We start from the raw sequence: 25,471 nt of genomic DNA on the forward strand, positions 1-25,471 counted from the left end.
ACAACCAGAAGAAGATACCCCACACTATAATCTCTTGACCTCCTGTAGCAAGAATGAACTACAAATACTAAGACCAGATAAGAATGTACTGCGATCAGGCAGTAAAATATATTATTCAGCATATCGCCCTGGAGTTGCATGAGTTTATTCAGGTTAGGTTTTATGACTCTTTTTCAAGTTTAGAAGCAACAAACGAAGCTACAAAATGACGTGCTGCTAATGTGGCATAATTGAAGAAAAACTTAGCACGAATGTAAATGTTCAGCAGAAGTCCCTTGTATTATGTCGGCTGGTTTAGTGCACAACTTCGGGACAAGAAAAGCGCCGTGGTGAGCTTGCTGCCTTTTAGGTACGACGGAGTTCACTGGCACGTGGATTGAAACGGATAGTTTTAGACGAGAATCAGAAGAGACTAAGATCAAACCAACCTTCAAGCCGCGTGTAAAGGGCTCTATATTGCCTGTCGGTAAAGTTTGGAAAATGTCTAAGCCTGCTTAGCCAGACATTTTTAGACATTTTCCGTAGACATTTTAAATAGTAAAGACCACTCCCTTTCAGAAGCATTCCAGTACAGGAAGCAAAAGCTATTGCAAGAATGAAAGTAGGCAAGGTCTTCATATAGGAAGTAATAATACAATAATCCACTGTTTTGAATATCTCTTTCAGCCCTTCATAATCTATCTTCACCCCACCGCCAGCTTCCTGGTCTCTTTCCACAAGTACGCAGGCATAGGTTCATTTAATCTCCATTCTATATTCATCGGCTTGGAGCCGCTCGATTTCATAAAATTTGCATCGCCCAGGAACACGTACGACATGGTATTTCCGTACTCATCGTCATTTTGCTCCCGCACAAAAAGCAGGATCGTTTTATCCAGCTCCTGATGCTTGAGGTAGGACTGCCCTTTCGTAGATTCGGGCGAAGTAGCGTTCTGAGATTGCCAATGAAAGAGGTACTCGTTGATGGCATAGTCATCATAAAGCGTTGTCGGAGAATACTCCTTTTCCGATTTCTTTAGGGTAATGAATAAGGCTTCTACATTGAGTTCCTTGTTCAATGCTACACCCTCCCGATTGGATGACGCTTTTTCAAAAGTATGCAGTCCTAATGCCGTCAGAATCTGGTCGCGATTATAGCGGCTGTGTAATTTTAGGGGGCATGGAAATGGAAGTTCGATATCCCTTTCGACAAAGTCAATCTGATCCATCAGATAATCCACGAGCTCATCAAGCTCGGAAATCATCACCGGATTTTTTCTTAGGATTGCGACGCTTTGAGCCAGGGTCTTATACCCCAGGTTCGGCCCTGCCTCTCGCCAGATGTCATAGTGAAGCATCAGGAGAAGTATTTCTTCCACAGCGGTTGGTTTTGCTATTTCCCAATCTTCTCTTATCAGGCGCCTTATGAAGTTCAGATAGCTGTAGGAATTACACTGAAGCAGACGCTGGGTCATAAACCTCGTCAGTTCCTTTTCCTGAGGTTCAGCAAAGTCTGCTATCATGCCTGCCGCAGCCAGTAGCCTCTTCCAACTTCCTTTTTTATAGAGAAGTGGTAGCTCCAGGCGATTGAATTCCAGAAAATTCCTTAGCGTAAGTGGCAAGGTAGAATTTAGCGTAAAGCTTCGGATCTTAGCGATGAGCTGACTCCTGTTAAAGCCTGTCGCCTCCCTGATATTCCGAAGGATCGCTTCTTTGGCTTTCTTCTCAAGGATTATAGAACAGCCTAAGGGCAGATGCGGAAACTCATCTTCTATTTCTTTCTCTATCGAAGTATGAGTTTTGCCTACTAAGGCTCTGAACTTATGCTCGAAGTCGTACTGTGCATTTGCGTTCCCTACAAAATCGAGCACAGTCAAACACTCTTTACCATCAGCCAGGCGAAGCCCCTGCCGAGCTGCTGAAGGAAAATGGTGAGACTTTCCGTCGGACGAAGAAACAGAACGGTATCAATTTCAGGGATATCGACCCCTTCGTTAAAGATGTCTACTACAAACAGGTAGTTGATCTCCTTGTTCCTTAAGCGCCTGCGGACGCCATCGCGGTCCCCGGGACTGCTACTAGTGAGATAATCAGCTTTCAGTCCTGCCAGAACAAACTTCTCAGCCATGTACTGCGCATGTGCCTGGCTCACGCAGAACCCTAAAGCCCGGACTTCCTGCAGATCGGTTAAATACTTGTCGCAGTTCTTAAGAATCTCGCCTGCTCTTCTGTCCTCTGCTGTATAGAGTTTTGTAAGTTCGTTTATGTCATAGCGTCCGTTTCTCCAGGCCACCTGTGTGAGGTCCACTGAATCAGAAACAGCGAAATATTGAAAAGGGGAAAGCAGCTTCCTGTTAATGGCCTCCGGCAATCTAATCTCTGCTGCAATGGTATTGCAGAAATCTCTTAAGAGGTCCTCTCCATCCATTCGTTCCGGAGTAGCCGTTAGTCCTAATAGAACGCGTGGAGAGAAGCGATCGAAAATGAAACGGTAACTGGTTGCAGGAGCGTGGTGTACCTCATCGATGATGATGAAATCGTAAAAATCAGGGCTGAGCTTAATTTCGTCAACCCGGTTTTTCAGCGTTTGTACAGAGGCAAAAACGTACTCCAGATTAGAAGGTTCCATTCCATCTACCCACAGCTCTCCAAAGTTTGCGTCTCGTAATACGTGCCTGAAGGTCTCTTGCGCCTGTTCGAGGATCTCTTTGCGATGAGTAATAAAAAGCAGCCTAGCCCGCGGCGTACGGCTCCTAAATCTCTTATAATCAAAAGCAGACACCACTGTCTTTCCTGTTCCGGTTGCAGCAACTAACAGGTTCTTATTTCGTTGGTGTACTATTCGTTCCGACTCAAGCTTAGTCAATATTTCCTCCTGATAAGGAAAAGGCTTCAAGTCAAAAAAGGTCGTGAGACCGGATCCGTCCTGAATTCTCTGAGTCCTTAAGGCCTTACTCAGCTTTTCGGTGTCTCGCCCTGCCTGATAGTATTCGAATTCCTTGTCCTCCCAATAAGTTTCAAAGGTCTTTTTGAACTTATCGATAATATGGTTGATCTCCCTGGTAGTCACCTTTAAATTCCACTCCAAACCGTTGGTTAGGGCAGAACGGGAAATGTTTGAGGAGCCGATATAGCCGGTGTGAAAGCCCGTATTCCGTAAGAACAAGTAAGCCTTCGCGTGTAGCCGTTCGTGATCGCCATTATACGAAACCTTTATTTCTGTATTCTTGAGGCCCGAGAGAAATTCAACGGCTTTTACATCTGTTGCTCCCATATAGGAAGTGGTGATGATCTTCAGTTTCCGTCCGCTGTTGGTAAACTCTTCCAGCTCTTCCTTAAATATGCGGATACCCGAGTATTTAATGAAAGAAACGAGCCAGTAAACTTCATCTGATGACAGTATCTCCTTCCTGATTTCACTTTCCAGGGAAATCCCGACGTTATTGCCGGTAAACAGCTCGCTTTGCGATAAGCGGGTATAAGGGGTTATTCGCTTCAGTCTTTCGCTGAAGCTGGTGTATGGGGAATCCAGTTTTGAAAACACTGCCTGCAGTACCTCCCCGCTTTTCAGCAGATTGTTTGAAATATCCAGCTTTGGTAATTCATCAATTAATAGCTGAATGATTTTATTGGACAGCTCTACCTGCCTGAGCAAGCTATCATCGCCTCTCAGCTCGCTCAAGGCAAAACGAATAGTATCAGACAGATATTGACTTAAATAACGCGCAGCTTCTTCCTTGTCTAAAACCGCGGTCTTAACAAAGAACTCTTCATCTGGAATCGTTTGAAGCTTATTATAGAAAAGTTTATTGATCAGTTGCTCGTATAAGCCGAGCTCGGTTTTCATCATACACTATCGCGAGCACTAAGGTTTCAAGGCCCTACTTCAAATGTAAGTTATTATTCCAGATGAATATCTTGTTTTTGAGTTATAAAGGAGCTTCGTTATAAATGCACCCTTACGGGTATAACGCACTCGATTTTCAATAGATTTATACCCCTGCGGGTATAAATAACCAATTTTTACTTATCTTGTACCCATTCGGGTATAAAATGGAAACAAAGGAGCTTCGGGAATTAGTAAAGGAAAAGCGTAAAGCTTTAAAATTAACTCAGGAAGATCTGGCTGCAAAAGCAGGGGTTGGCCTCCGCTTTATACGTGAGCTGGAGCAAGGTAAGGCGACGCTCCAGATGGATAAAGTTAATCAGGTTCTTTTCCTTTTTGGATATCAACTTGGTCCGGTACCACTTAACAGAAACAAGTGATAGATGAGAGCCGCGAAAGTACTGATGCACAATGAGTTCGCAGGAATCCTGCTCGAAGACCAGGACGGGTACCACTTCCGGTACGAGGAAGATTATCTGCAGCTTAAAGAAGCGGAACCGGTCAGTTTGACCTTGCCTCTGCAGGCAGAGGAATTTCATAGTCAGATCCTGTTCCCCTTTTTTGACGGGCTGATCCCCGAAGGGTGGCTGCTGCATATTGCGGAAAAGAGCTGGAAAATAAATCCCAGGGACAGAATGAGCCTGCTATTGGTAGCTTGTCGCGACTGCATCGGCGCTGTAAGTATTGAACCAGTAAACGGAGACGAAAATGAGTGAGCGTTGTCTGTATTGTTACCAGGAATTAAATGGAGCAGAAAAAGACTTTCATGCGAGATGCAGCAAGAAAATCTTTGGGCAGGCTATTCCTCCTGATCTCCCCTACTCAGAAGATCAGATGAGTGACCTCGCCGAGGACATAATAAAAAGCCACGTGGCTGTAACCGGAGTTCAGCCGAAACTATCAGTAGGAATAGAAAAAATCCGGACAAGAATGCACCGGATAGAATTACCATTGTTGGCGTATTTGGAAATTACATTCTGAAGCCACCAACAGCTCAATATCCAAACTTGCCCGAGCTCGAAGATTTGACCATGCATCTTGCCAGTATTACCGGTATTGCAACGGTTCCTCATTCTTTGATACGGTTGCAGACAGGACAGCTTGCCTATATCACCAAACGAATAGACCGGCACAAAAAGCAGAAGCTTCATATGGAAGATATGTGTCAGCTGACCGAGCGGCTGACCGAACACAAGTACAAAGGTTCGTATGAGCAGATAGCCAGGGTAATCCTAAAATATTCCGTGAACCCCGGGTTAGATATTATCAATTTCTTTGAGCAAGTAATATTCTGCTTTCTCACCGGCAATAATGATATGCATCTTAAAAACTTCTCACTGATCAAGGCTCCAGATCTGGGTTATAGCTTAACTCCCGCTTATGATATGGTTGCTGCGGCACTGGTGGTCGAAAAAGATACGGAGGAGCTTGCCTTGAACTTAAACGGTAAGAAAAATAAGATAACAAGAAAAGACTTCGAGGCCGCTATGGGACACCTGGACGGAAGAGTTATCGCAAATATTTTTTCGAGGTTCAGGAAGTCGATACCGCAGTGGGAAAGCTTCATTGACGTCAGCTTCCTCTCAGCAGATATGCGGCAGCGGTACAAGGAGCTTATCAAAGCCAAGGCGGGGCAGCTCGAGCTATAGTTATTTTACACGTAGCATTCTAATGGACGTCTGGCACCGGCTTGAATAGAAAAGAAGAAGTGAGAGAGAGCACAACTAAATTTGTTAGCAGGTAATAGGGTAAATTGCCGTTATTCACGATTTGACTGCGCCGGTTATTTCTTTCCCCTTGGGCAAATAGAATGATAGGTGGTCCAGGTTCGTCGGGATGGCAGGATGCATCCGAAACGCTCTAAATTATTGATTTACAATGCCGTTATTCTACGCTCAGGAATGAGGGTGTGAATTAGGGCATTTTTTGAAAAACTTCTAAGGAACTATTTTCGCAGTGCTGGCTTTGTATTTGCTGTCAATGCTTATCAAAAATAGAGATATAAAATCATATTGACAAGATGAATAAAAGGGCTCGCGGGATCTTCCCTATAACCAAAGACATTGATCTTGTGACGTGGGTAACCTTGATATACATTGATGTAGCCGGTTTACAAGGGTAAGTGTGATCTCGTCGTCAATGGGTGCGTTTGGATCGATGTTATTCAAGGTCAAATGGAATTGAATGGCCCAGCCGGAATGATCCACGTTACCGTAAATGCAGAGCTCGCCACTCAAGTGGTTTTGCCACAAAATCTGCCGCCCGATCAGAAAAAATTCAAGAATGGGTCGATCCGACAGCGGCTGGATCAAGACGATCCTGAAGCACTTATATTGAAACGAGCGAAATAAGCCGATTGAAAAACTTAGGCTAAGGCCAGCGAATGCTTATACTGCTGCAGGTGTGCATAAGCCCGGGCAATGCTTTCTTTCTTGAAAAGCTCTCGTTTTCGACTGGTCCATAAATTATCGGCCACTTGGTCGATGGAATATTGCGGATGTTCGGCGAGCATAAAAGCGACCGAGGCCAGGATCTCCAGCGACAGTTCTGAAGTAAAATTCTTCAGAAAATATAGCAACCCTTGCAAGCGGTCCTGGTCAAAAAAGTACAGAGCGACCTTTAAGTTAACTTAAAGGTCGCTTTTGTTTTTATTCAATTCGGCAAAAAGCGCCAGGGCTCTTAAGCCATTTGCGTAAAAGAAGTTAGGCCTACCATCTAAACCGCTGGGTACAGCCCGAGATTATAGGGGATTTAGAGCTTTTACTCGAGCGTTGTTTTCTGAATTAAACGAATGTCCCGCGACGAACTGCCGATGAGAAAACTATAAGCTCCGGGTTCAAAGACCCATTGTCTTTGCTTATCATGATAGTACATCAGGTCGTTCTTATTAATCTTAAGTTGCACTTCTTTTGATTCTCCGGGTTTGAGATATACCTTGTTAAATGCCTTCAGTTCTTTAGCTGGACGGGCCAGTTCTGACTTCTCTTGTGAGACATATACCTGAATTACCTCGGCACCCTCCCGTTTACCGGTATTTGTGAGTGTAAACGACAGAACAACATTTTCCCTGTTCGGATAAACTTTCATGTCGCCGTACTTGAAGGTGGTATAAGATAAGCCATGTCCGAACGGGAACTGTGGCTCCGCTTTATAGGTATCGTAGTAACGATAGCCTACATAGATGTCGTCTTTATACTCCTGCTCCAGCGTCACAAGATTACCGGGATACTCTCCGAGAGCATGGGCAGGTACGTCCTCCAGCTTTGTGGGAAATGTCATTGGCAATTTTCCTGAAGGATTTACCTTTCCAAAGATTATATTCGCTAGTGCGGTGCCACCCTCCATGCCGGGATACCATGCTTCGATGAGCGCATTGGTTTGGTTAACCCACTTGGTCATATCGGCAGCCCCTCCGCCCATCATTACCACTACGGTCTTCGGATTTGCTTTTAACACTTTACTAATCAGTTGATCCTGGCCAAAAGGAAGTGTAATATCGTGCTTGTCGCGTGCTTCTACATCGTAAGCTGGGTTCTTTTCCTGTTCCATTCCTTCTCCATAGCCATGTATCCAACCGCCTACAAAGATCACTGCGTCAGCAGACTTGGCGGCCCTCAGGGCATCTTCAATTAATATAGAATCGCTGCTAAAGTCCTTCTGTATCTTGTATCCCTGGACATAGGTAATATTTACTGAAGTTCCGAGCAAGTTTCTTATTCCCTGCAAAGGAGTCACTTCATAACGGGTGGGTACGCGGGAACTGCCGCCTCCGCCGTGATGCTTATAGTCTGCACCCGACCCGATAACTGCAATAGTTTTTATCCGGGAAGGGTCGAATGGCAGAACCTTGTTTTTATTCTTTAACAAAACAATCCCTTCTTCTGCCACTTTCAGTGCTACTTTCTGGTTATCGTGTTCATTTATAGCAGCCTTCGTCCGCGGGCCGAACATCTTGTTTTGAAACATGACTTTTAAGATACGCTCTACCTTGTCATCAATTACGGAAACAGGTACAACTCCACTTTTAACCAGAGGAATAACCAGGTCGTTATCCATAAAATACTTTTTGGGCGTTCCCATTTCGATGTCCGTACCATTTTTCAGAGCCTCTTTAGTGTCATGAACTGCTCCCCAGTCGCTTATCAGAATGCCCTTAAATCCCCATTCCGTTTTTAGGACCTTGTTAATTAGAAAGTCGTTATGTGAACAGTACTGAGTTCTGAACTTGTTATATGCTCCCATCACCGTCTGGACCTTTGCCTCCTGCACTGCAGCCTTAAATCCGGGAAGATAAATTTCACGTAAGGCGCGGTCGCTCATGTGGACATCCATTTCCATACGTTTAACTTCTTGATTGTTAGCAATAAAATGCTTTACAGAAGCTGCAATGCCCTGGTCTTGGACACCTTTTATGTAACCGACTGCCAACTTTGATATAAGATAAGGGTCTTCGCTGAGGTACTCAAAGTTCCTTCCGTTTAAGGGCGTCCTTATTATATTAATTCCTGGCCCCAAAAGAATATCTTTGCCCCAGAACTTCGCTTCAGCACCAAGCACTTGTCCATATTCATAGCTTAATTCGGCGTTCCATGTAGCGCCTAACGTATTCCCTGTAGGTAGATAGGTTACAGCTCCAGGCAAATCTTTCTGGCCGGGTTCAGGACGAAGCCGAACGCCATGAGGGCCATCTGACATCCATATGGGAGGGATACCCAACCTTGGAACGCCCCCGGAGCTAAAGGTTGAACTTCCATGGATCATGGTTACCTTTTCATCGAGCGACATTTGCGAAAGGAGATCTTTCACCCTGGTGTCTATAGAACGTGAAGTATCTTCATAAGCATCTTTTTCCAAATTGTTATTGAGGTCTGCCCACAGTGGAGGTACTGACTCTAGTTTTGTCTGCTTAAAATCAAAGTTGACTTCTGTATGGCCGTAAGAATCGGTCTGCCTGATGACCCGCGACTTTTCTCCAGCAATGAAGGTTGCGTTTACTGTACCGAGGAGCCTGGCATATACATTGTTTTCCGCCCCGATGGAATTCAGCCCTTTTACTCTTATACTATCTGCCGTTTCAATATAAAGAGAGGGCCGTGCATCTGCTTGTGCTAATCTTAATTGAATATTTTCCAGTGTAATATCTTTTGCGTGACGGATATAAAAGCCATAGGCAGGGAGGCTATGGCCGAACATCCGATTCTCCGGGTAGTCTTTCTCATTCTCTGGCACCCATCGTGAAAGGTCTCTTAACTGGCCAGCTCCGGGGAGTTGGAAGACAATGTCTTTTAAAACCACATTTTTCACATCGTAACCCGGGAAACCGGTAATAGAGCTACTTATCAAGCTATTGCTTATAGCTTTGACGTTACTGATCGTTACGTTACTAAGCGAACCTACTATTACTTTCTGCCCGTCTGTGCCAGCCCGCCTTTCCCTATCTCCAAGCTTAATAAAGATGGGAGTCTGAACACCCTCCATCGTAATGTCTGACACCGTTATTTTATCCATTACTCCTCCGTCGACCACTTCAAGAGCAATACCCGAAAGTGTAGATATGCTGGCGCTCAGTCCGGCAATCTTGGTACTCCATTGGCGAAACTTATCTTCTTTTGGCGGTATAATCTTGCAGTTCGTTACACTGATATTTTTAAAGCCACCAAAGGAGGCTGTTCCCATCTTTATTGCATTACAATTAGAGGACAGCACGCAGTTAGAGACGGATACGTTCTCGCAGGGAGACAAGGTGTTACTTTTGAAACATAAAGCATCATCATCGGAGTCGATGATGCAGTTCGATATCCTTACGTTTTTACTGTCTATGTCTATTCCGTCATTGTTTAGGTTGGCATGGCTGTAAACTTTGATTCCGTTAATGTCTACATTTTCACACTTAAGATAGTGCTGAACCCAAAAGGCTGAGTTCTTCAGTGTAATGTCACTTACCCGTACCCCCTTACAGGCTATAAGAAATACGATTTTTGGCCTCTTAGGATTATTATCAAAAACTTCGAAAGCCGGACTAGATCCGTTTCCGTCGATTGTTCCGGTGCCTGTGATCGCTATATTGGTAGCACCGTTAGCAAAGATGAGGCTTAGATTAGGGCCGGCAAAAAATGGTGAAGGATTAGAAGGGTAGTCTTTCAGATTATCGCTTCCTAAAAGGACCGCACCTGGCGAAAGGTCAAGCTGAACATTATCTTTGAGGTAAAGTGTTCCCGAAACGAAAACCCCTTTTGGGACAACGACTTTTCCCCCGCCTTTCGCGGAACACTGGTCAATCGCCTTTTGAATAAAGAGGGTATTTATTGTTTTTCCATCTCCCTTGGCACCGTACTTAAGAACGTTATACTGTGTTGCAAGCCCTCCTCTTGGTAGAATCGCTACGGCGGTTGTTGCATGAATTAAGAAAGCGAAGCACAGAAAAAGAAGACGCGATAGAATTTTTGTTGGTATGTTCATTTTATTAGTGTGTGTTATATTATCACTTGATTTGTTAATTCGGGACCCCCTCTGTTCCCCAGCTCCGGTTTTCTGAAGGGCCCATTTTTATAACCAGGTTACCGCCGGCCACGATGTCTTTATGTTTCAATACAGGTTCGGCCAAGTCCTTTCCATTAAGGACAGCCGACTGTATATAGCGATTTTCCTCTGAAGTACCGATGGCCTCAATCGAAAAAACCTTTCCATTAATATTCAGACTGGCCTTTGGAAATGAGGGAGTGCCCAAGATATATTCCGGACTTCCCGGACAGACGGGATAGAATCCGAGCATGCTGAATACAAGCCATGCAGACATTTGCCCCGCATCTTCATTACCACTTAAGCCGCCGGGACCCGGTCCATATTCCTCCCGGAGTATCTGTCTAACACGAGCCTGAGTTTTCCACGGGAGCCCCACCATAGCGTATAAATAAGGAATCTGGTGGCCCGGCTCATTCCCATGCCAGTAATATCGATAGTCAAAAAGTGTGTCTAACCGGCTGATAAAGCGAGTTCGGCCCCCCATTAAAGTAACGAGCCCAGGCACGTCATGCGGCACGTACCAGGAGTACTGCGAAGGAGAACCCTCTGTTATATAAGAACAACGCAAGGCATGAGGATCAAAGCTATCAATCCACTGACCCGAGGTGTGTCTTCCCCTTACGTAACCAGAGTTTGTATCGAAAACGTTCGTGTAATTAGTACTCCTCTTCTTTAGTATTTTATAGTCTTCCTTTTTATTCAGCATTATTGCTACACGTGATAGGACATAGTCATCGTAGGCATACTCGAGGGTGCGCGATACCTGCTCCTGCTGATGAAAAGCATCAGGAACAGAATCTTCGAGCGGGATGTAGTTATACCTGAGGTAGGATTCGAGGGCTCTTCTGCCCTTCCCGTCCCTATACTCCTCCACGTTTCTGTTAATTTCAAAGGCATTTTTTCTCATCGCTTCATACGCCTCTTCGGCGAGGGATGAGCCGATACCCTTTATCAAGGCATCGCCGAGCATTGAAACAGCATGATCTCCAATCATTGCTGCGGTATAACTATTCCAGCAGGGAAATATGGGCAGCCATCCCCCTTCTTTGGCTTTACTCAGAAGAGACTTCATCATATCCTCGGTTCGTTCAGGTGCCAGAATCGTCAGCAGAGGATGCACGGCCCTATATGTATCCCAGAGCGAAAAGTCATCATAATACTCGAAATCTCTTGCCTTTCTCTCTTGTCCCTGTGATGCGAAGGCGTTATACGAACCGTTCACGTCACTGACCACCCTGGGCAAAAGTTTCGTATGATATAAAGCCGTGTAGAACAATTTTTTCTGCTCATCATCTACACCTTCTACCTGAACCTTACCGAGTTCTTTTTCCCAGCATTGGCGCGCACGCTCTTTAACTGCTTCCATATCCCATTCTGGAATTTCGGCCTGTAGATTATTTCTTGCTTCGGCAATACTGGTAAACGAGCACCCAACCCTCACCCTTACCACCTTAGAGTGGTTTAGAACGAACCTGGAAAAGGCTCCGACGGCCTGCCCTGAACCATGCTGCTTATTCTTTTGATTTAATACTTTTCGTCCTCTCCAAACTCCGAAAGTTTCGAATGGCGAGTCAAAAACAGCTACAAAATAGCCGCTGAAGCCTGCCGGCTTTCCCAATCCCTGATAGATACAGTGAACGGGATTGTAGCCGCGAATCTCCCTTTTTTCCGGGTCTACCTCTACGTACCCTTCTCCTTCATCGCTGTTGGGCTCAATTATAATATAGGCGTCTTCTTCTTTACTGAATGAGAATTGGAGCATAGCCGAATGACTCAGCCCAGAAAGCTCCACAGCTATTTTTGAACGATCAAGGAAAACGGCATAACTTGCTGGTGTTGCTTTTTCCTGTTTGTGGTCAAAATGGGATGCTCTTTGTGCTGCATCCAGTTCCAATGCGCCGCTTAATGGCATAATAGTCATGCTTCCGTAGTCTTGAGTACAGGATCCACTGAGCCAATGACTCGCCCTGAAGCCTTGTATCTTTTTATCTTCGTAATAATAGGGCGAAATACACTTCGTTTCCGTCGCTTGGGTCTGTGGGGTCCAGCTTGTCATGCCGTGCGGTACACCAACCGCCGGGAAGGTCTGACCGCGTAGCTCTGAGCCATCCTGACTGTAACGCAGTGCACTTTCGGTCGTGCTTATTCCGGTTCCAATCAGCGGGTCTACAAATTCAAAAGGAGACTTACTGCTTTTCGTCGGAACCTGTCCTGAAGATATTAATGTAACGGCAAGCAAAGTTATCGTCAATACTAGTCTGTGCATCCCTTCCTCCTTACCTTTCAGATATTATTCTTGCTGAAGCATGGGACTCCGATGGCTTTGGCGCCATAATAAATTCCAGTTCGCCACCTTCTGTGATTTCCTTATGAGTAATCCAGTTCCTATTTAAAGATTTGCCATTGAGTCGTACCGACTGAATGTATTTATTTAAGGGAGAAAGACCTTTGGCAGCTATAGAGAAGGTCTTGCCGTTATATCTGATTGTAGCTTTTTTGAATAAGGGGGAGCCGAATAGATACTTCCCATCTGCTGGATTGACTGGATAAAATCCAAGTGCACTGAAAACGTACCATGCTGACATCTGCCCACAATCTTCATTCCCTGAGAGCCCGTTTGCTTCTACTCCATAAAGGCGTCGTCTTATTTCATCCACTTTTTCCTGGGTCTTCCAAGGCTGACCTGCGTAGTTGTATAGATACGCGATATGATGACTAGGCTCATTACCGTGAGCATATTCCCCGATGAGACCTGTTATGTCAACTGGTTTGTTAATGTGTTCTGCGCTTTTTTGATTAAAAAGTTCATCGAGCCGTTGGCTAAACTTTGCTTTCCCGCCCATCAACGCGATTAGCCCTTCTATATCATGCGGCACAAACCAGGAATACTGCCAGCTATTTCCTTCTATAAAATCAGATTTGCCGTACGACGCAAACGCGGGATCAAAACCAGGAACGAAGGCTCCTATGGAGTTCTTGCCTCTCATAAAGCCACTTTCTGAATCGAACACGTTCTTATAAGCCAGTGAGCGCTCTTTAAAATACTGGTAGTCGTCCTTCTTACCCAGTGCTTTTGCCATCTGTGCGATGCACCAGTCATCATATGCATATTCAAGGGTTTTGGAAACCGACTTGTTTTCAAGGTCGGCTGGGACGTAATTGAACTTCTTCAAGTATTTCACTCCGAAACTGTCCTGCATGGCACTTTTCTTCATTGCCTCGTATGCCAGATTAACATCATATCCCCGGAAACCTTTAAAGTAAGCATCTGTAATAACAGGGATAGCATGATATCCGATCATACAGTTAGTTTCACTCCCTACCAGTGGCCAGACAGGTAGCAGGCCGTATTCCTTATACTGCGCAAGCATAGACTGAATAAATTGATTTACGCGTGCGGGCTGCGTAATAGTAAAAAGTGGGTGCGCTGCCCGGAATGTGTCCCAAAGTGAAAAAATGGTATAATTTTCTAGACCCGGAATACTGCGCACCTTTTTATCAAAGCCCTTGTACCGGCTGTCGACGTCTGAGAATGTCGTCGGAGCAAGCATGGTATGATACAGCGCGGTGTAGAATACTTTCTTTTCTTTGGTAGTGGTATCGGCTACCTGGAGGCAGGCCATTGCGCCTTCCCACTCCTCGGTAGCTTCTCTCCTGATCTGTTCGAAGTTCCAGTTCGGCGTTTCTGTGCGAAGGTTGTTCAGTGCCCCTTGTTCATCCACATAAGAAATGCCCACTTTTAGCAGAATCGCTTCATTCTTCAGAGTATTGAAGTTTAAGACTACTTTCAGGTCCCGGCCATCTGCTCTCTTCAGGCCATTCGATAAGACTTGCCCACGGCCTATGCCAGCGCTCTTAAAAGGTTTAGAAAAGCGGGCTGTGAACCAAATCTCTTCATTTGCGAAATCTTTTTCGTCTCCCTCGCCCCAACCCCTTGTTTTCCTATATCCGGTAATCGTTGAATCATTGTCGATTCTCACCCAGGCAGTAATGACAGAGTCTGTCTTGAAACCGTGAAAGAGATCCAAAAGAATATGGCTCTTGTCGGACGAGGGGAAGGTATACCGGTGAAAACCGACCCTTTTGGTTGTTGTTAGTTCAGCCTTAATGCCATACGAGTCAAGAAAGACGGAATAATAACCAGGACTTGCTTTCTCACTTTCCTTCTTGAATACCGAACGGTACCCGTCGGCCGGATTACTTCTGCTTCCTGGAGTCAGCTTAATGTCTCCCGTACCTGGCATGACTAAGATATCCATAAGATCTCCCCGGCCGGTCCCGCTTAAATGCGTATGGCTGAAGCCCATTATTGAGCGATCAGAATCGTGGTAACCGGAGCACCAATCCCAACCTTCGTTAAAAGTGTCGGGACTGAGTTGCACCATGCCAAAGGGGCGCGTTGCTCCAGGAAAGGTATGACCATGCCCGCCCGTCCCAATAAAAGGATCGACGTACTTCGTTAGTTGCTGCGCGCGCGAGTATGGCAGCAGAAAAAGTGAGAATATCGTTAATGAGATATGTACTCTCATTAACAATGAAAATTTATGTCGCCTAAGTAATTGCTTTTTTAATTTGTTTCCCATCGTTTGTATTGTTGTTCGGACATATTGGTTAAGTTATTTAGTTCTGATTATCTGTACTTTTGATTGAATATTCGCTGTCTTCACACCGCCTTGTCCGACTGAAGCGACGCTAAATGTTCCGCCCTTAGTAAAATGATTAAATTTGAATAGCTAAATTTACAAAAGACATGTATGCTAGGGGTGGACAAACCCGGGCAGATTGATGCGAATCACCAGAATGCGCTTTTATTTGCGCAGGCGGGGTAAATTTGCATGGTTCTGCTATCGTCATAGCATTCACTATTATCATTTGAACCATTAGAACTGTACAGTTGAAAAACAAGGCTTACATACTAAAGTGCATTGAGCTTGTAGAAAAAAGAATGAACTGGGGTAGTAATAAAGATTGGATCGATTATAACTTCAGAAACTTGAGTGAACAGATCTTTGACGCATCGAAGGTGTCGATCAGCGTTCGTACTTTAAAGAGAATTTTCCGGCAGGAAACCGACTCCAACACATTTTATGAACCTCAAATAGCTACAAAAAATGCTCTTGCTGTTTTCCTGGAATATAAAGATTGGGCGGAGTTTGTACGTGTTAATTTTCCACGATCAACCGGCACAGAACAAGATGAATCAGAGCTTCGGGAGGAAGATGGAGTGCCCCTTCAGGTTCATAACGCGCCTCAACAGCTTTCGCCTCCTAGCAGGCCCAAGAATCGATCTCTCTTGCTTATCCCTGCCTTGCTTGTTCTCTTCCTGGTTTTCGGAATTCTGTTTTGGGGGCAGCAAAAGGCACCCTTAAAGTTCACTTCAAAAAATATAATAGCAGACAACTATGCATTTGGATATGACCTGTCAGGAATGTCATACAATACTGCGACAGTTGATTTAGACCATGCCATATATAAAGCGCTGCTGAATAAAAAAGGGGAGTTCAGCTATCCTTTTAAGCTTCCTGACTATTACAAGGTTAAACTTATCGTAGATGGAGAAACAGTGGCACGAAGAGACATTCATATTCTTTCTAAAGGTTGGGTGAGTGTCGTTGAGCAAAACCACAAGGAACGCCTGATTTCAGACAGGTCACTGCACCACCGGAACCAGCTACTGCATCTGCCAGCGGAAGAACTCGCCAAGATAAAGATCGATACGACTGATGAATACTGGCTGGACTTTAGGAACATTAGGAACTTTGATATAGACGGCGACAATCTTCTTCTTGAAATAGATGTAAAAAACGACCAATCTGGCGGGGGGCAGGATTGCTTTGATACCAGCATAGAGTACATGGGCGTCTCAGGGACGGGCCGGGTGAAATTAGTACGGCCCGGCTGTGCTAATTTTGCCGTATTTGAGTTTGGTGAGGTCCGGTTCAACGGTAACTTTCATGACTTAAGTCCTTTTGGCATAGATTTGTCAAAATGGAATACAGTAAAAATTAAAGTCGAGAACAAAAGGGTAAGAGTCTACCTGAATAACCGCCTGGCTTATAAGAACTCTTACAAAGAGCCCATTGGGCAGGTACGCGGATTCAAGATCAAGTTTAAAGGCTCAGGCTCGATGGATAATATCCGGGTATTCAATTCAGACAAACGACTGGTCTATCGAGACAACTTCGATAGCGCCCCGATTAATTGAGCATTGTATTACCTGGTATCGGTACTTATAAAAAGCGGAATCACAATATTGCCATCCCATCCCCTTGAAGGAAATCCGGTCATGGGAATAGTTCTTGTCTTATCTCCGCGGATATCGGTTATCATGGGAGACCAGGTCCGATTAGGGCCGTTTGTACAGGCTATTATAGAAACCGAAGAGTTGTCGTTTATAATGCCGGGAGGATCGGGATCGGCGTCTCTGCCAAAGCGGTTCATTATTCCCCCAAGCACTTCCAGTTTTGCGCCTTTCTCCGCTTTAAAAACGGAGAATGTTTTTTCAGTTTTAAAGCCAAAGACCCAAAGAGTACTATTCTGACCTGCGTTAATCTGGTAATGATCTGCTTTCTCGTTATTAATAAAGCGGGCGTAAGCCCGTACGTTTTCAATGACACCCGGCACGCGGGCAAAGCCGTGTACGTTGTTAGCGAATATCTTTGTTCCGACACTTTTAAGCCCTCCCTGGTATACGTTGGCTGCAGAACTAGTACTTTCCAGAAAAAGGTCGCGGGCCTCGGAATGCTTTATAGAGCCGGCGGCTAGTTCAGTGTCTTTAATCAAGAGGATATCGGTAGATCTTTCTCCTATTTCAAATTTAACACCGGGACCTTCTATCCTTGTATCTCCACCGATAATTTGCTTTACTGTAGCAGGGATTATCACTGTTCCACTTAAAAAATAGCTATTCTTTGGAAAACAAATCACTTCGTGGCCTGAATTAAAAGCGCGTTGAACCGCTAAGCGGTCATCAACGTTTCCGTCCCCGGTAGCTCCAAAGTCGTCTACGCTAGCCCATTTTCTAAAGTCGGGCACCCATTGTATCAAGGGATAATCTTCGATCGTTAAGTTCAGAGATTTGGCGGGCTTACCTTTTGCCCGGGGATCCCAGGCATTCAATTCAGCGTTGCTTACAAATTCGTGAATCCTCCCGTTTGCCAGTTCATGCTTATCTGCCTTTATAACTCCAGCCCTAAAGCCTTTCATCTTAATGTCTCTGGCAAACAGGAAACCTTCCTCTATCAAGAGAGCGCAGCTACCTCCACGGGCGTTAAATTGACTATTAAGTATAACGGCATGAGGCAAGCGATTTCCTTTGGCCTTCAAAGCCAGGCCTACAGGAGCGCCTTTACTACATACTTTCCGTAAGGACACAGACATCCCAACTAAACGAATAGCTTCCTGCAGTGAATTGTTGATACTTACATATTCAATTGACGGGTGAGATTCAGTGTCACCTTCTAACATAAGTCCCCGCTTAAAACCGTCAATAGTAAGGTTGCTATAATATCCATGGGCGGATCCGATCCGGACGTGAAGACCGATTTCTCCCTCTCCAACAATTCTGACGTTATCCAGGCGGGACGTGTTGGCTCCATAAAAGTCGAGACCTATAGCTCCCGTGTTTCCTTTACCTGTATTGATAGTAATATTCCTAAACTTAAAGCCAGCGGGGGCGTTATTAAAAATAGTCCCTCTATCGAACTTAGAAAAGGAGATAACGGGCTTATTTGCCCCCGCACCGAAATCTGGCAGGTGATCTGCAAGTTTGATCACTACATTTTCCCTGCTTTGCCCGACTATTTTCAAGCCAGCAGTTCCTTCTCTGTTAGCGGCTATCTGGTGTTTTTCGCAGTCGGGAACTGGTTCTCCTGAGTATACCAGGGATTTAGAAACAAGGTATACGCCGTCAGGGAAATAGATATGCCAATACTCATGCCATCCACAAGGCTGGCCTGCGGCTTTGAGCCGGCTCACAACCCAATCCATAGCTGCAATAATGGCATCCGAATCGTCCGTCTTTCCATCGCCTTTTGCATTGCGGCTATATATTCCTGCCTCTACCAGTTTTTTAACATTGATAAAGCGTCCGCCATTTTCTCTAAACATGCAAGGGGGATAAACTTCATTAACGCTGATATTCCTGTCTTGTGCCAGAACAGTAATATGTCCTAAAACCACCAGAACTGCTATTACCCCAAACTTTTTCATCTTGAACATTCCTAATTGAAAAACCGGCTTACCTCTCAGGTAAGCCGGTTAGAGAATTAATAATCGTTATTTTGTTCTAATTTAGGGTTTCGGTTTCGCTCGCGTTGGGGGATGGGCCATATTGTTTTAGCGGTGCTGATGCCAAGCACTGCTTCTGCCTTGCCGTTACGTTTTAAATCCACCCAACGGTGTCCTTCGAAGGCAAGCTCCAGCATACGTTCGTTATCTATTGCAGCAGTGAGGTCAAACCCTTTGGCCATATCGAGGTTACTTGGATAATCATAAGGCGACGCAGACGAGAGGGCGACATTAAAGGCCCGTCTTCTGACGATATTCAAGTCCTGCACGGCGAGGCTGGTTTGACCTAACTTGTTCAGCGCTTCCGCCCGGATGAGTATGATATCAGCCAGACGAAGGACTATGATGTTAGGGTCTTCGTTGGAGTTGCTCCGGTTATGCTTCTTTACGTAAACCTGCCCTGCAGTCTTAAACTGAGGAGTAGTACTTACTGCAGTGCTGGCAGCTTTCCTAATATCTCCTTCATCAAAAGCTCTCAGAATCTTTTGTGAGGGAACGATCTGATATTGACCGCCGACGACTGTTGACTGGTTTGATTGCGGCATGAAACGCGTATGCAAGCCATGTCCCTCAGAAGTGGAGCTAACAAATTGCACTTCCCAGATAGATTCGGAAGAATTTCTTCCAGCCGGAGTAAACATATTAGCGTAAGCGGTTGGATTAGTTAGGAGGGAGTAAAGTGGGTTGTTGATCACCTGGGTGGCTTTGTCTACCGCCTTCTGATATTCCTTTGTAGTAAGGTAGACTTTTGCCAAAAGAGCCTGGGCCGCTCCCCGGGTAGCTCGTCCTCTCGTCTGTGTCGCATCAGCAAATGAAACGGGTATGCTTGCTTCCGCTTCTGTCAGGTCGTCTATTATTTGAGCGTACACTTCATCTACACTGTTTTTAGCAATGGTAAAGTCAGCATTGAAAGAGTCGTAAGGCCTGGTAATAATTGGTACTCCTCCATACGCCGTTACTAGATTATAATAAAAATAAGCTCTCAGGAACTTTGACTCAGCTAAAATAGCTGCCTTTTCTTCCTCTGAAAAGGCTTTGTCGTTGATTCCAGGTACTCGGGCTATAATATCGTTAGCGCGATGTATCCCCGAATAGTTGTATTGCCAGTAAAGGTCGACCTGAGCGTTATCCACAGTGAGCAGGTGTGTATTAAATGCCTGGTAACCATCTGCAGCATTATTGAAAGTTACTTCATCAGCTGAAGCCACATAAGCCAGCGGGTTATAAGGAGCGAGACTTTGAATCCGGTCGTACACCCCTATTACTGAAGCAACTGCGTCTTCCTCCGTTTTCCAAAAATTAAGTTCTGCAATTCGATCTTCGGGGTCCTGATTGATTACCTCACAAGAGAACAACAAACTAAGGTTGATCATGAGTAATATCGTCTTAAAGGTTTTCATGTTATCTGGCTAATATTAAAATCCTACATTTAATCCTATCATAATTGTTCGCCCCTGCGGCTGGGTTGCCCAGTCTATGCCAAGCTGGGAGTTTTTAACCTGTTGATTCTGTGATTCCGGGTCATAACCTGAATAGTTGGTCAGGATCCAGAGATTTTGAGCACTGACGTACAGGCGGGCATTGCTCAGCTTAAGCCTCTTAAGAAGAGCAGAAGACAGATTATATCCCAATGTTACATTTTTCAGGCGTAGGAAGCTGCCGTCCTCTATGAACCGTTGTGACACTTCACCATTTGTTCGTCCATCTGGTCCGGCAGGATCATCATAGATCGCCCTTGGGACGTCGGTATATCTGTTTTCCGGCGTCCATCTGCGTAAAGTATTAGTGGTTCCATTATTCTCCCGGTTCATCCTTTCCAATAAATTGCGGGTCTGATTATATACATCATTGCCATAGGACCATTGGAAAAAGACACTTAGATCTACCCCTTTGTAACTTAAATTGTTTGTAATCCCGCCTGAATGTTTGGGTAAAGCATTCCCGAGGATCTGGCGATCCAGCGTTGTGATTACTCCGTCTTTGTTTACATCTTCATAGATCAAATCGCCAGTATTTGGATCAACTCCCAAGCTGCGATAACCGAAGAACGATCCTACTGATTCTCCCACTCTGAATATACTAGTAGGATTTGTTGTATTAAACGATGCAGGTAGAGATTCAGTAAAGTCGGAACTGCTTGGATCTCCTTCTACGGTTGTTGGGAGATAGGTGATCTTGTTCCGGTTAAATGAGATATTGAAATCGGTACTCCATTTGAAGGCTTTTACAAAATTCCTCGTTGTAACTGCCAACTCAAGTCCGGTATTTTCGAGATTGCCAATGTTTGCTCCGAAGGTTCTTGTGAAACCAGAAGTGTAGGGGATCTCCAGCTTAAAGATAAGCTTGTCTGTAGCCTTTTTATAGACATCTGCTACTACTGATATCCTGCTATTAAACAAACTAAAATCGAGTCCTATATCGGTTTGAGTAGTACTCTCCCAACTTAAATCCTTATTACTTAAACTGCCTGCACTGATACCCGGGAGGTTGCCATAATTGCTGCCGACGTTATAGGTAGCGAGTGAAGGAAAGTCATTTCCAAGCCCTTCCTGGTTGCCGGTTATTCCAACGCTTGCACGGAGTTTAAGGTCGCTAATCACTTTTACGTTTTCCATAAACTTTTCTTCCGCAAGGTTCCATCCCCCCGAAATAGAGGGAAAATAACCGAACTTATTGTTCGCTCCGAATCTTGAAGATCCGTCTGCCCGTATGGCAGCCTGTAACATGTACCGGCCTTTATAACTATAGCTGGCACGGCCGAAATAAGAGGCCAGCCCCCACTTTGAACGGAGATCCAACGCCTGGGTCCGCGTAGTAAAGCCGCTTATCGACTTGATAACATCAGTCGAGTTAGTGGTACCGGCTGCTGCAATTTTTCGCACGGCTGATTCCTGTAAGCTCTGTCCGACCAGCATAGCGAGCTTGTGGTCTCCATGCAAAGTCGTCGAGTAAGAGAGGGTATTTTCATTATTCCAAAGTGATACAGAGTATACGCTTGCCGATCCTGAGGCCGGGCTTGAAGGCGCATTAATCTCTCTCGACTGGTATCTGTCGTCTGTAACACTTAATTCGTCGAAACCAAAGGTCGTTTTAAAAGTGAGCCCCTTCAGTATCTTGTATTCGCCGAAGGCATTACCGACGTAGCGATTCGTAGTTGAAACATACCTCAGCGTTTTAGCCAGCATAACAGGGTTTAGCCTGTTTAAAGCGTCGCGGAAATAAGTCCCATCTTCGTTATATATCGGATTGTTCGGATTTTGAGTGAGAGCTAAAGCAAGAATCGACTGCCCCGAAAAACTATTGTCCCTACGGTTATTGTTTGACCGGTTTCCGGTCAGGTTCACTCCAAGCTTTAGATTGCTTGTCGCCTGGAAATCGTAATTTATCCTGCCATTGAACCGTTTAAACCTCTGACCGATAATGGTGCCCGTCTGATCGAAATATCCTGCAGAGACGTAATGCGAAGCCTTGTCGGTACCGCCGGCTACTGACAGGTTGAAGCTTGAGACAGGGGCATCCTGAAAAACCGCGTCCTGCCAATTAGTAGTATTCCCCGTCTTTACGATCCTGGAATCATTGCCAATATTGCTACTGTAGGGTGGTGGGTTATTTCTGGCATTGGCTCGGGCGTCTTCAATCAAATCAACATACTGGTCGCCGTTCAGAAGATCGAGCCGGCGGCTGACACTAGCGACACCGGTATAAGTGCTAAAATTAAATTTTGACTTTCCCTGTTTGCCCTTTTTCGTCGTGATCAACACCACGCCGTTGCCTGCTCTCGATCCATATAGTGACGCAGCTGCAGCATCCTTCAATACCTCTATAGATTCGATATCGTTCATATTGATATCGTTCTGCGTGGTAATACGCTGGCCGTCGGTCTGCATTGGTCCTTCTCCTGCTGCGATATTGTTCATTGGCACTCCGTCTATTACATATAACGGCCGGTTTTCGCCGAATAACGAACCATTACCCCGGATACGAATGTAAGTCTCGTCGCCTGGCGCTCCAGAGTTTTGGACCACCTGAACTCCTGGCGCCTTTCCTTGCAACGCTGCGTCGAGATTAGTAACAGGAACGTTAGCAATGTCTGTTCCTTTTACACTCGTAATAGAAGACGTGATTTCTTTTCGGTTCTGGGTTCCATAGGCTACGATAACAACTTCATTTAACGATTTTGCGTCTGGTTTTAACACAACGTTCATTATCTTATTCCGACCGACCTGGTGTTCTTGTGTCACATAGCCCAAAAAAGAGAATAATAATACAGAACCCTCAGTGGGTGCTTGAATAGAAAAATTACCTTTGGCATCGGTCATAGTGCTGATCCTGGTGCCCTTAACTACAACAGTTGTTCCTGGTAGAGGTTCGCCTGAGGCTTCCTTTACAGATCCGGAGACTTTTAGCATCGGTGACGCTCCCTGCCCTTTTAGGTCAGTCTGCAACAGCGACAGCAGAGAGAACAGTAGTACAAAGAAATTCTTGAATTTCATTTTAATTTTAGTTAATTATTGGTTTTTAAAGACATACCGATTGCCCAGTAATTGAGCTGCTTAAAACATCTGAAGCTCTCCTGGCTATGCCAGAAATAATGATGCTTCAAAAGTTTACAGCAATAAAATTACACTTCCTACATCGGTCACGCTCGTGACAAAGTCGGGCAAACACGTGCGCCGGCCTCTATCGGGCGTTTTTACCCGATATATGAGCTCTTATCCAAGTTGTTTATGCTGCGTAGTCACAAAAGTGATTATCACCGGCACAAGTGAGGCGCTGACTAAACTTCGAACGCCCTCCCTCGGCTTGTCGTGAAAGTCTCAGCTAGTGTAAAGATTACAAAGATAAATCACTAAATCTCTAAAGCGTTTCCGGTGTAGGTCCACTTGAAAGGCTTCGCTCTGGTTTTATTGTAAGTGTCAATATATTGCAATAGTTGTGCAGTAAGTTGTTCTGTAGACTTCCATACCCCACCTTTTAAAACATCTTTAGATAAAATATTAAACCAAATCTCCACCTGATTGAGCCAGGAGGAATAAGTAGGAGTGAAATGAAGGGTTATTTTTCGTTTTCCCCTAAGCCATTCCTTTACCTTTTCATTTTTGTGCACAGCGAGGTTATCTACGATGATATGCAGTTTCTTATTTCTGTAGGAGCGGTCCAGTTTCTTTAGAAAAGACAGAAAGTTTTCTGCATTGTTAGATTTAATAGTTTTGGCCGTGATTTCTCCACTATGGACAGCCAGGGCGGCAATCAGGGCTACTGTACCGTTTCTCTTATAAGTTGCCGTCATCCGTTTGGGGGCGTGTTCTTTCAGGGGAAGTACAGGTGGGGTGCGGTCAAGGGCCTGTATCTGTGTTTTTTCATCTACACATAGTACCAGGGCATTTTCAGGCGGGTTCATATAAAGGCCCACGATAGTGAGCATCTTGCTCTCGAATTCGGGATCAGGACTCTTGCCGCACCAATAGTCGATCTTATGCGGTTTTGTAATCTTCCCCTAGCTAGCTACATTCAAAACTAAAGAATCCCAATGGAAATTACTATTGTTATTATCCTGTTGTAATGTGGGAAACTCGGAGAGTTTTCCATATTTCAACAGGAACTCCACTGGAGTGAGGTGACCAAGGGACGAATGTGGTCGCACGTTATTATACATCCATGCCCAAGCCTGGGCATACTTCCTGATTTCAGCCAAACTATCAAACATGTAACTGTCCAGTACATCCTGGCGAAAGGTTCTGTTAAAGCGCTCGACCAGACTGTTTTGGGTGGGCTTTCCTGGCTGGATATATTCCCACTCAATCCCCTGGCCCTGACACCACTGGCTTAAAATGCCAGCCACAAACTCGGGCCCATTGTCAGATCGGATCTTTTCAGGCTTGCCTCTCCACTCGATTAACTGTTCCAGCTCGCGTATGACCCTTTGGGCCGGGAGTCCGGTATCTACAGCAATGGAAAGAGCTTCCCGGTTAAAATCGTCAATCACGTTAAGTGTACGGATGGTCTTACCATTAGCCAGTGTATCATGCATGAAGTCCAGACTCCAGGTAATATTGGGACCAATGGGACACACTAAAGGCATCTTAACACGAGCGGGAAGCCGCTTCTTTCTTTTGCTACGCAGATTCAGTCGCATAGCTGTATAGATGCGGTATACCCGCTTATGGTTCCACATATACTGTAACTTCCTCAGACGGTGAAACATCATCCAAAATCCCCACGTCTTGTGAAGGTCAGCCAGCAAGGATAGCTGCTCGATCACCTCAGAGTCGTCTTTCCTCTTTGCTTTATAGTAATAGACTGATGTGCTGATCATGAACAGCATACAGGCCTGCCGAAGGCTCATCCGATACGTTTCTCTGGCGTATCCAACAAGCTCCCGCTTTTCGGCAGGCCCTAGAGCTTTTTTTCGATCACATCCTTTAAAACCGTTATTTGAAGCGCCTGTTCGGCTACGATCTTTTTATACTGGGAAAGCTCTTTCTCCATCTCCTTCATCTGCTTAAGCTGGGACAGATCCATTCCAGAATATTTGCTTTTCCAATTGTAATACGTCCCCTGGCTGATGCCATGCTCCCTGCAGATATCTGATACGCTCCTTCCGGACTCCTGTAAAGACAGGATCTTAATGATTTGTGCTTCTGTGAAAGTTGATTTTTTCATTACCCTAAATTTATAAAACTACTACATTTATTTCCGTAGCTGTTTTTAGGGAAGATTACAAATATAGCTATGTAAATCCATATGCTATACTTCACAAGAAGTAGTTTGTTTTCAGTTACTTATAGCAATAAC

Annotated in this window: 16 protein-coding genes; 5 read left to right on the forward strand and 11 right to left on the reverse strand. The window is 45.0% G+C overall.

What is annotated here, in order from left to right; all coding sequences use genetic code 11:
- Positions 1-683: 683 nt before the first annotated feature.
- Together ACES2C_RS05945 and ACES2C_RS05950 are read right to left on the reverse strand one after the other, a co-directional pair.
- On the reverse strand, positions 684-1,850 hold the full coding sequence (locus tag ACES2C_RS05945) for a DUF3427 domain-containing protein (protein WP_374166075.1): 1,167 nt from the start codon (positions 1,848-1,850) through the stop codon (positions 684-686).
- A 2-nt stretch (positions 1,851-1,852) separates the two neighbouring features.
- On the reverse strand, positions 1,853-3,829 hold the full coding sequence (locus tag ACES2C_RS05950; RefSeq protein WP_374166076.1) for a DEAD/DEAH box helicase family protein: 1,977 nt from the start codon (positions 3,827-3,829) through the stop codon (positions 1,853-1,855).
- 203 nt (positions 3,830-4,032) lie between these two features.
- Here ACES2C_RS05950 and ACES2C_RS05955 point away from each other — a divergent pair, with 203 nt between their 5' ends.
- Genes ACES2C_RS05955 through ACES2C_RS05970 form a run of 4 tightly spaced genes read left to right on the forward strand, consistent with a single transcriptional unit; the run spans position 4,033 to position 5,514 of the window.
- Positions 4,033-4,245, forward strand: a complete 213-nt coding sequence (locus tag ACES2C_RS05955; protein WP_374166077.1) for a helix-turn-helix transcriptional regulator — start codon at positions 4,033-4,035, stop codon at positions 4,243-4,245.
- Positions 4,246-4,248: 3 nt separating this feature from the next.
- Positions 4,249-4,581, forward strand: coding sequence for a HipA N-terminal domain-containing protein (locus ACES2C_RS05960; RefSeq protein WP_374166078.1), 333 nt, complete (start codon positions 4,249-4,251; stop codon positions 4,579-4,581).
- Positions 4,574-4,846 (forward strand): hypothetical protein, encoded by a 273-nt coding sequence (locus ACES2C_RS05965; protein ID WP_374166079.1) that lies wholly within the window; start codon positions 4,574-4,576, stop codon positions 4,844-4,846. Before ACES2C_RS05960 ends, ACES2C_RS05965 begins: the two co-directional genes overlap by 8 nt.
- A 26-nt stretch (positions 4,847-4,872) precedes the next feature.
- Positions 4,873-5,514 (forward strand): HipA domain-containing protein, encoded by a 642-nt coding sequence (locus tag ACES2C_RS05970; protein ID WP_374166080.1) that lies wholly within the window; start codon positions 4,873-4,875, stop codon positions 5,512-5,514.
- A gap of 716 nt (positions 5,515-6,230) precedes the next feature.
- Here ACES2C_RS05970 and ACES2C_RS05975 read toward each other — a convergent pair.
- The 4 genes from ACES2C_RS05975 to ACES2C_RS05990 all read right to left on the reverse strand — a co-directional run bounded on the left by ACES2C_RS05975 (position 6,231) and on the right by ACES2C_RS05990 (position 14,916).
- Entirely contained in the window at positions 6,231-6,452 is a 222-nt protein-coding gene (locus ACES2C_RS05975) for a hypothetical protein (protein WP_374166081.1), read from the reverse strand.
- 173 nt (positions 6,453-6,625) lie between these two features.
- Positions 6,626-10,324, reverse strand: a complete 3,699-nt coding sequence (locus ACES2C_RS05980) for a glycoside hydrolase family 3 C-terminal domain-containing protein (protein ID WP_374166082.1) — start codon at positions 10,322-10,324, stop codon at positions 6,626-6,628.
- A 34-nt stretch (positions 10,325-10,358) separates the two neighbouring features.
- A complete protein-coding gene (locus ACES2C_RS05985; RefSeq protein WP_374166083.1) occupies positions 10,359-12,653 on the reverse strand; it encodes a GH92 family glycosyl hydrolase in 2,295 nt (764 codons plus the stop codon).
- 10 nt (positions 12,654-12,663) lie between these two features.
- Complete coding sequence (locus tag ACES2C_RS05990; RefSeq protein ID WP_374166084.1) at positions 12,664-14,916, reverse strand: GH92 family glycosyl hydrolase; 2,253 nt, start codon at positions 14,914-14,916, stop codon at positions 12,664-12,666.
- A 416-nt stretch (positions 14,917-15,332) separates the two neighbouring features.
- On the opposite strand from ACES2C_RS05990, the gene ACES2C_RS05995 reads away from it, so the two are divergent.
- Positions 15,333-16,592, forward strand: a complete 1,260-nt coding sequence (locus ACES2C_RS05995; RefSeq protein WP_374166085.1) for a hypothetical protein — start codon at positions 15,333-15,335, stop codon at positions 16,590-16,592.
- 8 nt (positions 16,593-16,600) lie between these two features.
- On the opposite strand, the gene ACES2C_RS06000 is transcribed toward ACES2C_RS05995, so the two are convergent.
- The 5 genes from ACES2C_RS06000 to ACES2C_RS06020 all read right to left on the reverse strand — a co-directional run bounded on the left by ACES2C_RS06000 (position 16,601) and on the right by ACES2C_RS06020 (position 25,339).
- A complete protein-coding gene (locus ACES2C_RS06000; RefSeq protein ID WP_374166086.1) occupies positions 16,601-18,598 on the reverse strand; it encodes a glycosyl hydrolase family 28-related protein in 1,998 nt (665 codons plus the stop codon).
- 56 nt (positions 18,599-18,654) lie between these two features.
- Positions 18,655-20,076, reverse strand: a complete 1,422-nt coding sequence (locus ACES2C_RS06005; RefSeq protein WP_374166087.1) for a RagB/SusD family nutrient uptake outer membrane protein — start codon at positions 20,074-20,076, stop codon at positions 18,655-18,657.
- 15 nt (positions 20,077-20,091) lie between these two features.
- Entirely contained in the window at positions 20,092-23,169 is a 3,078-nt protein-coding gene (locus tag ACES2C_RS06010; protein ID WP_374166088.1) for a SusC/RagA family TonB-linked outer membrane protein, read from the reverse strand.
- Positions 23,170-23,525: 356 nt separating this feature from the next.
- Complete coding sequence (locus tag ACES2C_RS06015) at positions 23,526-24,167, reverse strand: IS630 family transposase (RefSeq protein ID WP_374166917.1); 642 nt, start codon at positions 24,165-24,167, stop codon at positions 23,526-23,528.
- A gap of 6 nt (positions 24,168-24,173) precedes the next feature.
- Positions 24,174-25,339 (reverse strand): IS3 family transposase gene (locus ACES2C_RS06020; protein ID WP_374166089.1). Its coding sequence is split into 2 segments (ribosomal slippage): positions 24,174-25,087 and positions 25,087-25,339, totalling 1,167 coding nucleotides; the frame shifts between segments, so codons are not numbered across the junction.
- Positions 25,340-25,471 lie beyond the last annotated feature (132 nt).

It is taken from the genome of Arcticibacter sp. MXS-1, assembly GCF_041902385.1.
GTDB lineage: Bacteria > Bacteroidota > Bacteroidia > Sphingobacteriales > Sphingobacteriaceae > Arcticibacter.